This window comes from Intrasporangium flavum, assembly GCF_001956915.1.
Lineage (GTDB): Bacteria > Actinomycetota > Actinomycetes > Actinomycetales > Dermatophilaceae > Monashia > Monashia flava.
Map to the genome: position 1 here is coordinate 76,711 of NZ_MLJO01000001.1, position 12,288 is coordinate 88,998.

Genomic DNA, 12,288 nt, shown 5'->3' on the forward strand with positions numbered 1-12,288 from the left:
GAGATTCGCGTGGACGAGCAGGTGGCGCTCTACGACGACGAAGGTCGGGTGAGCGGGAGCGTGCCGCGTTCGATGATGCGGTCGCGCAACCTGCGCCACGCCGCGTCGTCCGTCGTCGTGCGCGACCCGTCCGGGCGCGTCTACCTGCACCGGCGGACGACGACGAAGGACGTCTACCCCGGACTCCTCGACTTCGCCGCGGGTGGCGTCGTGCTCGCCGGGGAGGACCCCGCCGACGGGGCGGTCCGCGAGGTGGAGGAGGAGCTCGGCGTGCACGGCGTGCCGCTCGTCGACCTCGGCGTGGCCGACTACGCCGACGACGCGACGCGCTACCGCGCCTTCCGCTACACGGTGACGTGGGACGGCCCGGTCCGGTGGCAGCCGGAGGAGGTGTCGTGGGGCGCCTGGGTCGACCTCGCCGAGCTGGTGCGCCTGCTCGACGAGGAGACGGGAACCGTCGTGCCCGACAGCATCGCGGTGTGGGGGGCCACGTTGCGCGAGTGGCTGGGCGACGGCGGCTGACGGGTTCGGCGCCGGCCCCTTGTCAGAACCGAACGATCGTGCTTTTATGGCGGCATGGGCAAGGGTGACTCGACGAAGCAGGCGGTCCTCGAGGAGGCGGCCGAGCTGGCCTCCCTCGTCGGCCTCGGTGGCCTGACGATCGGCACGCTCGCCGCTGCCACGAAGCTGAGCAAGAGTGGGCTCTATGCCCACTTCGCCTCCAAGGAGGCGCTGCAGGTCGAGGTGCTGGAGCACGCGCGCGAGCGCTTCACCGACGTCGTGCTGCGTCCGGCCCTGGCCGCGCCGCGGGGGGAGCCACGGCTGCGCGCCTTCTTCGAGGCGTGGCTCGCGTGGCAGTCCCGGGGCTACAGCGGTGGCTGCATCTTCGTCGACGCCGCAAGCGAGTTCGACGACCAGGAAGGGCCGGTGCGCGACGAGCTCGTCCGTGCCGAGCGCGACCGGCAGGAGTCGGTCGGCCTCATCGTCGGCACCGCCGTCGCCGAGGGCCACTTCCGCGATGACGTCGACCCCGAGCAGTTCGCCTACGAGCTCGAGGGCATCGTCCTCGCCCACCACCAGGCGGGGCGGCTGCTGCGCGACCCGCGGGCGGGGGAGCGGGCGCTCCGCGCGTTCGACCGGCTCCTCGACGCGTGCCGCCCGGTCGCGCGCACCGCCTGACCACCGACCGGCAGCGCCGCGCAGGGCGCGCCCTCCGTGAAGGAACACCATGACACAGAACTCGTTACAGAAAAGCACGAACGGTCGGTCGTTTTACATGGCCGCCCTCCGAGGCCTCGGCCTCGTCGCACCCGCCGCGGCGGCGCGCCTCCTCGAGCGGGCCTGGTTCCGCGTGCCCGAGTCGGCGCGCAGCGGGGCCACCGCGGGCGTCAGCACCGACGCCGATCCCTCGGTCCGCGAACTGCTCGGCTCGCCCTTCGAGGTCCGCGCCGGCGGGCGCGCGGTACGCGGCTGGTCGTGGGGCACGGGTCCGGTCGTCTACCTCGTCCACGGCTGGGGCGGCACGCTCGAGCACCTCGCGCCGTTCGTCGGGCCGCTGCTCGACGCCGGCCTGCAGCCGGTCGCCTTCGACGGCCTGGGCCACGGCACCTCCGAGGAGGGTGCGCACGGCCACGGCACGAGCGACGCCGTCGAGCTCGGCCGGTCGCTCGACGCCGTCGCGGCACGCTTCGGCCCGGCGCGGGCCGTCGTCGCCCACTCGATGGGCGGCCTCGCGGCGCTCCTCGCCCTCCGTGACGGTTGGGTGGGCACCGAACGGCTCGTCCTCGTCGCGCCAGTCCCGGGGGTGCCGGCGCTGCTCGAGCGGCTGCGCGCCGAGCTCGCCCCGGGGGAGCGGACCCTGCGCCGGCTCGCGGCGCGGGCGGAGCGCCGCACCGGATACCCGGTCGCCGACCTCGACCTCGCGCGGCTCGGTGCCGACCTCGAGCGGGCCGGTGACCGGGCGGCCCACGGTCCGGCCGCCGGGCCGGGGCGCCCCGAGCTCCTCGTCGTGCACGACCTCGGTGACCGCGAGGTGCCCCACGACGCGTCGGCGGCGCTCGTGCGGTCGTGGCCCGGCGCCCGGCTGCTCAGCACCGTCGGGCTCGGGCACCGGCGCATCCTCGCCGACCGGGCCGTGGCTGGGGCCGTGGCCCGGTTCGCGGCGCGGCTGCCGATGGAGGCGAGCCTGCACGGTGCCGACGCCCCGGCCCCGTGGCCCTTCGCCGCGGAAGCGCCGGACGCCGTGACGTGGTCGGTGGCCGCGGCCGGTGACGTCGCCTGAGCGTCCCACGGAGTGGGCCGGGGGAGTCGCGCGGGCCGTGCGGGTTGTTACGTTGCGCGGATGGACTTCACCGCTGACGAGTACGCACGCCGGGACGCCGACCGGCTCCGGGAGATCCTCGCCGGCCCGCCGGTCACCTGGGTGTTCCTCGGCGACAGCATCACCCAGGGGGTCGTGCACACGCACGGCCGGCGCAACTACGTCGAGCTGTTCGCCGAGCGCGTCCGCGGCGAGCTCGGCCGGCTCGGCGACGCCGTGGTCAACTCAGGGGTCTCCGGTGCCACGGCCGAGGACCTCCTTCCCGAGTTCCACTGGCGCGCGGGCCGGTTCGGACCCGACGTCGTGTTCGTCATGTTCGGCACCAACGACATCGTCGCCGGCGCCGACGGCATCCGCGCGTTCCGGTACCGCATCGACCAGATCGTCCAGCGGTCGCGCGACGTGGGGGCCACGGTCGTGCTCCAGACCCCGCCGCCGGTGCTCACCGACGGGGCGCGCTCGCCGGAGCTCATCGAGCTCTACGCCGGGGCCGTCCGCGAGGTCGCCGAGTCGCTCGGCGTGCTCGTCGTCGACCACGCCGCGGCGTGGCGCGAGGCCGCCGACGCCGCCGGGGCCGAGGTCGCGCCCGAGGGCTGGCTCGACGACACCTTCCACCCCGGGGCACGCGGCCACCACGAGATGCTCCTGACGCTCCTGCGCACGCTGGGCATCGCCGACGCGTCGAGCGCCGTGTGCTCGCTGGTCGTCGACGACACGGTGGGTGCGGGCGCCTGACGCGCCGCCGACGCTGATCGCACCAGCGCCCGCACCGGTCAGCGACCGGCGCGGGTCAGGGGCGGGTCAGGGTCGGATCAGGGCCGTCCCCAGCAGCGCCGAAGGGCGTCCGCGGGCGACGATGAGGTCATGACACAGCCGATTCCCAACCCTTACGGCCAGGCCCTGACGCCGACGCGCGACGAGCGCACGTGGGCGATCCTCGGGCACCTCGCCGCCATCGTCGCCGCCGTCATCTCCGTCGGCTGGCTCAGCTTCGTCGGCCCGCTGCTCATCTGGGCCGTCTACAAGGACCGCAGCGCCTTCGTGCGCCAGGCGGCCGCCGGCTCCTTCAACTTCAACCTCGCCGTGTGGGCCGCCATCATCGTCGGCTGGCTCATGTTCTTCACGGTGATCCTCATCCCCGTGGCCATCATCGTCTGGGTCGTCGCCGTGCTGGCCGCGCTGTGGTTCCACGTCCGCGCCGCGATGGCCGCGAACCGGGGCGAGTCCTACCGCTACCCGTGGGGCATCCCGGTCCTGCACTGACGACGCTGCCGACCACTGCGGAGGTCATGGAACGATGGGGTGGCCCGCCCACGAGGCGGCCACCCCATCGCCCGTTCGGGGCGACGACAGCGAGAACCGCGCCAACCCGCAGGAGAACTTGATGGACGCCGTGACCCACGTGCCCGCACCGGCCAACGAGCCGGTGCTCGACTACGCGCCGGGCTCGCCCGAGCGCGCCGCGCTCGAGGTCGCTCTCGCCGAGCTGGGCAGCAGCCAGCGCGAGCTGCCCCACACGATCAACGGCGAGCGCGTCACCGGGACCGGTCGCAAGGTCGCTGTCCGCCAGCCGCACGCGCACCGCAAGGTGCTCGGCACCCTGCGCAACGCCACGGTCAAGGAGGGCCAGGCGGCCGTCGACGCCGCCAAGGCCGCCGCCCCGATGTGGCGCGAACTGTCGTTCGACGACCGCGCCGCGATCCTGCTCAAGGCCGCCGAGCTGCTCTCCGGCCCGTGGCGCGCGCGCCTCAACGCCGCGACGATGCTCGGCCAGAGCAAGACCGCCTACCAGGCCGAGATCGACAGCGCCTGCGAGCTGATCGACTTCTGGCGCATCAACGTCCACTTCGCGCGCCAGATCCTCGAGCAGCAGCCGCCGCTCAACGCCAAGGGCATCTGGAACCGCTCGGACTACCGCTCCCTCGAGGGCTTCGTCTACGCCATCACGCCGTTCAACTTCACGGCCATCGCCGGCAACCTGCCCACCGCTCCCGCCCTCATGGGCAACACCGTCGTGTGGAAGCCGAGCCCCACCCAGCAGCTGGCCGCCCAGCTGACGATGGAGCTGCTCGAGGAGGCGGGCATGCCGCCGGGCGTCATCAACATGGTCACCGGCGACGGCATCAACGTCAGCAAGGCGGCGCTGCGCGACGAGGACCTCGCCGGCATCCACTTCACCGGCTCGACGCCGACCTTCAAGCACCTGTGGCACGAGGTCGGCACCAACCTCGACCGCTACCGCACCTACCCGCGCCTCGTCGGCGAGACCGGCGGCAAGGACTTCATCCTGGCCCACCCGAGTGCCGACCCCGCCGTGCTGCGCACCGCGATGATCCGCGGCGCCTTCGAGTTCCAGGGCCAGAAGTGCTCGGCCGCCTCGCGCGCCTACGTCCCCGCCTCGGTCTGGAAGCAGATCAAGGGTGACCTCGTCGACATCACGAACGGCCTGACCCAGGGCGACGTCACCGACCTGTCCAACTTCATGGGCGCCGTCATCGACGACCGCGCGTTCGCCAAGCACAAGGACGCCATCGACCGCGCCCACGCCACGAAGGGCATCGACGTCGTCGCCGGCGGCACCTACGACGACTCCGTCGGCTACTTCGTGCGCCCGACGGTCCTCGAGATCAAGGACGCCGCCGACGAGTCGTTCCGCACCGAGTACTTCGGCCCGATCCTGTCGGTGCACGTCTTCCCCGACGCGCAGTACGACACGGTGCTCGACCAGATGGAGCGCTTCGCCCCCTACGGCCTGACCGGCTCGATCATCGCCCAGGACCGTCGCGCCATCGCCGACGCCACCCAGCGCCTCCGCTTCGCGGCCGGCAACTTCTACGTCAACGACAAGCCGACCGGCGCCGTCGTCGGCCAGCAGCCCTTCGGTGGCGGCCGTGCGTCCGGCACGAACGACAAGGCCGGCGCCGCGCAGAACCTGCTCCGCTGGACGAGCGTCCGCTCGATCAAGGAGACGTTCGTCCCGCCGACGAACCACGCCTACCCGCACATGGGCTGAGGCGCCGCACCAACGGCAGGAGGCCGGTCCCCGTCAGGGGGCCGGCCTCCGCTGCGTCCTCGGTGTCCGGGATCGGTGCTGGCTCAGGCGTGCTCGGTGAGCCAGGCCCGACCGGTCTGCTGCTCGCTGCGGATGGCGTCGACGACCGCAGGGGCGGCCGCCTTCTCGACCTTGCCGCCGAACAGCGGGATCGAGGCCTTGAGGTCGCCCTCGATGGTGATCGTCGTGCCACCGCCCGAGGGGAACAGGCGCACGTCCGAGCGCATCGCGACCGGGGCGCCGGCGACCTCGACCGTGAGCGTGCCGGTGCGGCCGGCGTCGCCGTCGGGGCCGGACCACTCGTAGGTCTCGGTGATCGACAGCGTGCTGCCGACGACCGACTTGGCGAAGTCGGGCAGGCCGTCCGTGGGCAGGTCGCGGCGGGTGACGACGCGGGCGCCGTCGCCGGCCGACGTCACTGCGGCGTCGTGGCGCAGCGCGCCGGCCTCGACGCACTTGCGCTCCTGGAACTGCGGGTCGGTGACCATGGCGAAGACGGCGTCGGGGGCGGCGACGTACGAGATCGTCTCGGAGATCCTCATGGGCGACACGCTATGCCACGGCAGTCCGCGCTCGTCCGCGGCGCCGCGGTGCGGGCCGTCACGTACCGGAGCGGGACCGGTCGGAGACGCGGGACAGGGCGCCGATCGAGCGCTCGAGCTCGCGCCGCAGACGGGCCAGCTCGCGGGCGCGGGTGGAGGTGATGCGGTTGAGCAGCTCCTGCAGCCGCGCCCGCTCGCGCAGGCGGGTGTCGGGCTCGACGCGGCTCGGGCCGGGCGCCTCGACGACGAGCGGCCCGTCGAGCAGGAGGCCGGCGCGGCGCAGGTCGGGCTCGAGCGCGCGCAGGCGGGCGGCGCTCTCGGCGGTGGCGGCGGTGAGCGCCTGCAGGAGCCCGCCGACGGCGTCGAGCTCGGTGGCGGTGCGGGTCAGCAGGTCGCGCTCGCGGGCGGTGGGGTCGGCCTCGCCGCGCCGGACCTGCCGACCGGCCGGGGCGTTGAGGTCGTGGACGTGGTCGGCGAGCCGGCCCGCGCCACCGCGCAGCGTGCCGCCCAGGGCCGAGATCGAGGCGGGGTCGCCGTCGGCACCCCTCACGGCGTCCACCCCCGGTGCCCGGCCGCGTCGACGGCGTCGACGGCGTGGTCGGCACGGTCGGTGCGGGCGGTGCCCGCGGACCCGAGGTCGAGGAGCCGCTCCTCGAGGGCCTCGGCCAGCGCCCGGAGCGTGTCGGCGCCCTGCTCGACCCACGCGTCGAGGAGCCGTTGGGTGGCCAGGTCGCCGACGTCGGGCAGGTGCGTCAGCAGCGCATCCGACAGCGACCGGGCCCCGGCCCGGGCGTCGGCGAGGGCCCGGAGGGTCGCCGGGTCGGCGGCGCCCGCCGCCCGCTGCCCGGTCCCGTCGGTCCCGTCGGTCATGGGCCCCACTCTAGGCAGTCGCGGCGCCGTCCCTCGGGAGTTCTCCACCGTCTCGCGACCGGCCGCCGGGGGTGGTGCGGCGTCGGCGGCCGACGGGGATAGGCTCACATGGTGAGATGCCGGCACAACGGCGTGCCGTGCACGAGGCCCACGGTGAGGAATCCGAACAGCGCATGTCCGCGTCACTCGAACAGACTCGAATCGACGTCCTGAAGGCCGCGGCAGCGGCCGTCGCAGCGCCGGCCCCGAGGAGGGGCCGGGGCGTTGCAGACCACACGAGCGAGCTCGTGGAGTACCTGCTCGCCTACTACCGGCTCGTCGCCACCGAGGACCTCCTCGCGCGACCGGCCCGCGAGCTGGCCACGATCGCCCAGGAGCACCGCGCCTTCGCGGCGGAGCGGCCGGTCGGCACCTTCAACGTCCGGGCCTTCAACCCGACGCCCGAGGACGAGGGCTGGTCGACGACCCACACGGTCGTGCAGGTCGTCGTCGACGACATGCCCTTCCTCGTCGACTCCGTCGTCGCAGCGCTCGGCGGCTTCGACCGTGGCGTCCACCTCATCGTCCACCCGCAGATGACGGTGTCGCGCACCATCACCGGCGAGCTGCAGACCGTCGTCACCGACGGCAGCACCACGGTGCCGAGCGGCGGCGTCGGCCTCGTGCGCGAGTCGTGGATGCACCTGGAGATCGACCGGCTGCCCGACGACGCCCTGCCCGACGTCGAGAACCGCCTGCGCCACGTCCTCGACAACGTGCGCGACAGCGTCGAGGACTGGCCCAAGATGCGGGCCCACGCGCTGACGATCGCGAGCGAGCTGCGCTCGGCGACGCCCCCCGGCACCGACCCGCACCAGGCCCGCGAGGCGGCCCGGTTCCTCGAGTGGCTGGCCCACAACAACTTCACCTTCCTCGGCTACCGCGAGTACTCGCTGAGCCACGAGGACGGCAAGGACATCTCGCGGCAGGTGCCGGGCACCGGCCTGGGCCTGCTGCGCTACGACCGTCCGCGTGCCGGCAGCGGCCTCGTGCTGACGCCCGCCGCCAGCCACGCCGCCCGCGACTCCACGATCCTCATCATCACCAAGGCCAACTCGCGCGCCACGGTGCACCGCGACGTCTACCTCGACTACATCTCGATCAAGAAGTTCGACGCGCGCGGCGAGTGCGTGGGGGAGCAGCGCTTCCTCGGCCTCTACGCGTCGGCCGCCTACAACGACACGATCCACGACATCCCGCTCGTCGACGTGCGTGCCCAGGAGGTCCTGCGCATCACCGGGCTGTCGGCCGACAGCCACTCGGGCAAGGACATCCTCCAGATCCTCGAGACCTACCCGCGCGACGAGCTCTTCCAGACGAGCGCCGCGCAGCTGGCCGACATCGCCACGAGCGTCCTGCACCTGCAGGAGCGTCGCAAGACCAAGCTGTTCCTGCGCCGCGACGAGTTCGGCCGCTTCGTCTCCTGCCTCGTCTACCTGCCGCGCGACCGCTACAACACGACGGTCCGCCTGCGCATCGAGGCCCTCCTGCTCGAGGCGTTCGGCGGCGAGAACATCGACAACACGACCCGCGTCAGCGAGTCGGTCCTCGCGCGCCTGCACTTCGTCGTGCGGATGCCGGCCGGCGTCGACATCCCCGACGTCGACGAGGCGGCGCTCGAGCAGCGCGTCATCGACGCCACCCGCACGTGGGACGAGGACCTCGCCGAGGCCCTCGCGAGCGCCCGGGGCACCGACGGCGCCGCGCGGGCCATGGCGGCCTACGCCAAGGCGCTGCCGGAGGCCTACAAGGAGGACTTCGACGTCGCCACCGCGGTCGAGGACCTCGACCGCATCGAGGCCCTCGGCGACGGCGACCTCACGACCGCCCTGCACCTCTACGAGGACACCGCGAGCGACGCCGCCCAGGAGCGACGCTTCAAGCTCTACCGCCGCGCCGAGCTGTCGCTGACGCAGGTGCTCCCGCTCTTCACCCACCTCGGCGTCGAGGTCGGCGACGAGCGTCCGTACGAGCTGCGCGGCGCCGACGGGCGCACCCTGCGCATCTACGACTTCGGCCTGCGCGCCGACGCCGACCTGTGGGCCGGCACGACCGCCGGTACGGGCGCCGACGACGTGCGCCACCGCTTCGAGGACGCGTTCCGCGCGGTCTGGGACGGCCGCGCGGAGTCCGACGGCTTCAACGCGCTCGTCCTCGGCGCCGGGCTGACGTGGCGCCAGGTCGTCATCCTGCGCACCGTCGCCAAGTACCTGCGCCAGACCGGGTCGACGTTCTCGCAGGACTACGTCGAGTCGGCCCTCGTGGCGCACACCGGCCTCGCCCGCAGCCTCGTCGAGCTCTTCGAGGCCCGGTTCGACCCCGACGCCTTCCCCGACACCGACGCCGGCCGCGACAAGCGGGCAGCCCGGCAGAAGGCGATCGTCACGCACGTCAAGGAGGCGCTCGACGACGTCGCGAGCCTCGACCACGACCGCATCGTCCGGGCGCTGCTCGGCGTCATCCAGGCCAGCCTGCGCACGAACTTCTACCAGCCCGACGAGCACGGCCACGACAAGTCGTACGTCTCGCTCAAGCTCAACCCCAAGAAGGTCCCCGACCTGCCGGCGCCGCGGCCGATGTTCGAGGTGTGGGTCTACAGCCCGCGCGTCGAGGGCGTGCACCTGCGCTTCGGCAAGGTCGCCCGCGGCGGCCTGCGCTGGTCGGACCGCCGCGAGGATTTCCGCACCGAGGTCCTCGGCCTCGTCAAGGCGCAGATGGTCAAGAACGCCGTCATCGTGCCGACCGGCTCCAAGGGCGGGTTCTACGCCAAGCAGCTGCCCGACCCCGCCGTCGACCGCGCCGCCTGGATGGACGAGGGCATCGCGTCCTACAAGCTGTTCATCTCCGGCCTGCTCGACCTCACCGACAACCTCGTCTCGGGCGAGGCCGTGCCGCCGCACCGCGTCGTGCGCCACGACGAGGTCGACACCTACCTCGTCGTCGCGGCCGACAAGGGCACGGCGAAGTTCTCCGACATCGCCAACGGCATCTCCTCCGACTACGGGTTCTGGCTCGACGACGCCTTCGCCTCGGGCGGCTCGGCGGGCTATGACCACAAGGGCATGGGCATCACGGCCCGCGGCGCGTGGGAGTCGGTCAAGCGCCACTTCCGCGAGCTGGGCGTCGACACGCAGAGCGAGGAGTTCACCGTCGTCGGCGTCGGCGACATGAGCGGCGACGTCTTCGGCAACGGGATGCTGCTGTCCGAGCACATCCGCCTCGTGGCCGCCTTCGACCACCGGCACATCTTCGTCGACCCCGACCCCGACGCCGCGGTGTCCTTCGCGGAGCGGCGCCGGATGTTCGACCTGCCCGGCTCGTCGTGGGCCGACTACGACGAGTCGCTCATCAGCAAGGGCGGCGGTGTCTTCCCGCGCTCGGCCAAGTCGATCGCCGTGACGCCGCAGATGGTCGCGGCCCTCGGCCTGCGGGCCGGCACGAAGAGCCTGACGCCCGCCGAGCTGATGAAGGCGATCCTGCTCGCGCCTGTCGACCTGCTCTGGAACGGCGGCATCGGCACCTACGTCAAGGCCGCGGCCGAGACGAACGCCGAGATCGGTGACCGCGCCAACGACGCCATCCGCGTCAACGGCGTCGACCTGCGGTGCAAGGTCGTCGGCGAGGGCGGCAACCTCGGCCTGAGCCAGCTCGGGCGCATCGAGGCGGCCCTGGCGGGCGTGCGCGTCAACACCGACGCCATCGACAACAGCGCCGGGGTCGACACCTCCGACCACGAGGTCAACATCAAGATCCTGCTCACCGAGCTGACCCGCACCGGCGAGCTGACGACGAAGCGCCGCAACACGCTGCTCGCCTCGATGACCGACGAGGTCGCCCAGCAGGTGCTGCGCGACAACTACGAGCAGAACGTCCTGCTCGGCAACGCCCGGGCCCAGCAGCACCAGATGCTCGTCGTGCACGAGCGGCTCATCCAGTTCCTCGAGGAGCACGGCGAGCTCGACCGCGCCCTCGAGTTCCTGCCGAGCGACTCCGAGATCAACCGGCGCCAGAAGGACGGCCTCGGCCTGTCCTCGCCGGAGTTCTCGGTGCTCGTCGCGTACGCGAAGCTCTACCTGAAGAACCAGCTCATCGCCACGTCGCTGCCCGACGACCCGTGGTTCGCCTCGACGCTGTCGGAGTACTTCCCGAAGCCGTTGCGCGGCAAGTACGCCGAGCAGATCGAGGCGCACCCGCTGCGTCGGGAGATCATCACCAACGCGGTCGCCAACTCGATGGTCAACCGCGGCGGCATCACGTTCGCCTACCGCGCCACCGAGGAGACCGGCGCGTCGCCGGAGCAGGTCGCCCGCGCCTACGTCGTGTGCCGTGAGGTGTTCGACCTCGCCGGCTTCGTGCGACGCGTCGAGGCCACGGACAACCAGGTGTCGACGGCCGCGCAGACGGCGCTCTACCTCGAGTTCCGCCGTCTCATCGACCGCGCGGTGCGCTGGTTCCTCACGGCCCGACCGGCCGAGCTCGACCTCGCGGCCGAGGTGGCCCGGTTCCGGCCCGGTGTGGAGGCGTACGCGGGACGGATGGCCGAGGTGCTGCAGGGCAGCGAGCGCACCCGCCTCGTGCGGCGCGCCCGCGACCTGCAGGGCAAGGGCGTGCCCGAGGACCTCGCGCTGTCGGCGGCCTCCCTGCTCGACGCGTACTCGCTCCTCGACTGCATCGAGGTGGCCGAGGACACCGGAGAGCCGCTCGAGAGCGTCGTCGGCGTGTACTTCCTCGCCTCGGAGACCTTCAGCATCGACGCGATGCTGACCCGGGTCACCGCCCTGCCGCGCGAGGACCGCTGGGACGCCCTCGCCCGAGGCGCCATGCGTGACGACCTCTACGCGGTGCTCGAGAGCCTGACGCGCTCGATCCTCGAGGTCAGCGACCGCTCGGCCGAGCCCGCCGCGCGGCTCGAGGCGTGGTCCGAGCTCAACGCCGACGCCCTGGGCCGGGCCCGTCAGGCCCTCGGCGGCATCGAGCGGATGAGCCACGCCGGCATCGCCGCCCTGTCGGTGGCGCTGCGCACGCTGCGCACGGTGACGCGTCCGGCGGCCTCGTCGGCGCCGCAGCCGGCGGACGTGCCCGCGCTGCCGGCCGGCCCGGCGAAGAAGGCGGCGACGAAGGCTGCGAAGAAGGTCGCCAAGAAGGCCACCCAGAAGGTCGCTGCGTCTCCCGCGGCGTCGAACGGCTCGAAGGCCCCGACGAAGGCCCCGACCAAGGCTGCGGCGAAGGCACCGGCGAAGGACACCGCGAAGAAGACGGCGACCAAGAAGGCGTCCAAGGCGGCCGCGAAGGTCACCGCGAAGAAGGCGCCGGCCAAGAAGGCATCCGCGAAGAAGGCCGCGTCGTCGGCCCGGGCCCGCGGCTGACCGGACCGTCCCACCGAGCGCCCCGCCGCCACCGTCGCACGACGGAGGCGGTGGGGCGTTCGCCGTCCCGGGACGTGAGAGGGCCTGCGAGACCGCCGG

10 protein-coding genes are annotated in these 12,288 nt (G+C 73.0%); 7 read left to right on the forward strand and 3 right to left on the reverse strand.

Translation table 11 applies throughout. The annotated features are described in order from the left end of the window. The first annotated feature begins 9 nt into the window (after positions 1–9). From BIV28_RS00350 to pruA, 6 genes are all read left to right on the forward strand, one after another. Complete coding sequence (locus BIV28_RS00350; RefSeq protein WP_076258313.1) at positions 10–522, forward strand: NUDIX hydrolase; 513 nt, start codon at positions 10–12, stop codon at positions 520–522. A gap of 54 nt (positions 523–576) precedes the next feature. After that, positions 577–1,179, forward strand: coding sequence for a TetR/AcrR family transcriptional regulator (locus tag BIV28_RS00355; RefSeq protein ID WP_076258315.1), 603 nt, complete (start codon positions 577–579; stop codon positions 1,177–1,179). A 97-nt stretch (positions 1,180–1,276) separates the two neighbouring features. Then, positions 1,277–2,281, forward strand: a complete 1,005-nt coding sequence (locus BIV28_RS00360) for an alpha/beta fold hydrolase (RefSeq protein ID WP_076258317.1) — start codon at positions 1,277–1,279, stop codon at positions 2,279–2,281. Positions 2,282–2,341: 60 nt separating this feature from the next. Then, positions 2,342–3,055 carry an SGNH/GDSL hydrolase family protein gene (locus tag BIV28_RS00365; protein ID WP_076258319.1) on the forward strand — a complete coding sequence of 238 codons (714 nt, stop codon included), beginning with the start codon at positions 2,342–2,344 and terminating at the stop codon, positions 3,053–3,055. Between the two features lie 129 nt (positions 3,056–3,184). After that, a complete protein-coding gene (locus BIV28_RS00370; RefSeq protein ID WP_076258321.1) occupies positions 3,185–3,583 on the forward strand; it encodes a DUF4870 domain-containing protein in 399 nt (132 codons plus the stop codon). Between the two features lie 121 nt (positions 3,584–3,704). Continuing rightward, positions 3,705–5,333, forward strand: coding sequence for an L-glutamate gamma-semialdehyde dehydrogenase (gene pruA, locus BIV28_RS00375; protein WP_076258322.1), 1,629 nt, complete (start codon positions 3,705–3,707; stop codon positions 5,331–5,333). An 83-nt stretch (positions 5,334–5,416) separates the two neighbouring features. Here the strand turns inward: pruA and BIV28_RS00380 are convergent, their stop codons facing one another. Genes BIV28_RS00380 through BIV28_RS00390 form a run of 3 tightly spaced genes read right to left on the reverse strand, consistent with a single transcriptional unit; the run spans position 5,417 to position 6,784 of the window. Continuing rightward, positions 5,417–5,914: a DUF2505 domain-containing protein gene (locus BIV28_RS00380; RefSeq protein ID WP_076258324.1), complete on the reverse strand. Its 498-nt coding sequence runs from the start codon at positions 5,912–5,914 to the stop codon at positions 5,417–5,419. Positions 5,915–5,972: 58 nt separating this feature from the next. Beyond that, positions 5,973–6,464: a hypothetical protein gene (locus BIV28_RS00385; RefSeq protein WP_076258492.1), complete on the reverse strand. Its 492-nt coding sequence runs from the start codon at positions 6,462–6,464 to the stop codon at positions 5,973–5,975. Then, entirely contained in the window at positions 6,461–6,784 is a 324-nt protein-coding gene (locus tag BIV28_RS00390; protein WP_076258325.1) for a hypothetical protein, read from the reverse strand. Before BIV28_RS00390 ends, BIV28_RS00385 begins: the two co-directional genes overlap by 4 nt. Positions 6,785–6,957: 173 nt before the next feature. Between BIV28_RS00390 and BIV28_RS00395 the strand changes: the two genes are divergently transcribed. Beyond that, positions 6,958–12,189 (forward strand): NAD-glutamate dehydrogenase, encoded by a 5,232-nt coding sequence (locus BIV28_RS00395; protein ID WP_076258327.1) that lies wholly within the window; start codon positions 6,958–6,960, stop codon positions 12,187–12,189. Positions 12,190–12,288 lie beyond the last annotated feature (99 nt).

What these genes read in the sequence shown, in the direction of transcription:
- BIV28_RS00355 (WP_076258315.1), top strand. Translation starts at nt 577, where the DNA reads ATGGGCAAGGGTGACTCGACGAAGCAGGCGGTCCTCGAGGAGGCGGCC.
- BIV28_RS00360 (WP_076258317.1), top strand. Translation starts at nt 1,277, where the DNA reads ATGGCCGCCCTCCGAGGCCTCGGCCTCGTCGCACCCGCCGCGGCGGCG.
- BIV28_RS00365 (WP_076258319.1), top strand. Translation starts at nt 2,342, where the DNA reads ATGGACTTCACCGCTGACGAGTACGCACGCCGGGACGCCGACCGGCTC.
- BIV28_RS00370 (WP_076258321.1), top strand. Translation starts at nt 3,185, where the DNA reads ATGACACAGCCGATTCCCAACCCTTACGGCCAGGCCCTGACGCCGACG.
- pruA (WP_076258322.1), top strand. Translation starts at nt 3,705, where the DNA reads ATGGACGCCGTGACCCACGTGCCCGCACCGGCCAACGAGCCGGTGCTC.
- BIV28_RS00380 (WP_076258324.1), bottom strand. Translation starts at nt 5,914, where the DNA reads ATGAGGATCTCCGAGACGATCTCGTACGTCGCCGCCCCCGACGCCGTC.
- BIV28_RS00390 (WP_076258325.1), bottom strand. Translation starts at nt 6,784, where the DNA reads ATGACCGACGGGACCGACGGGACCGGGCAGCGGGCGGCGGGCGCCGCC.
- BIV28_RS00395 (WP_076258327.1), top strand. Translation starts at nt 6,958, where the DNA reads ATGTCCGCGTCACTCGAACAGACTCGAATCGACGTCCTGAAGGCCGCG.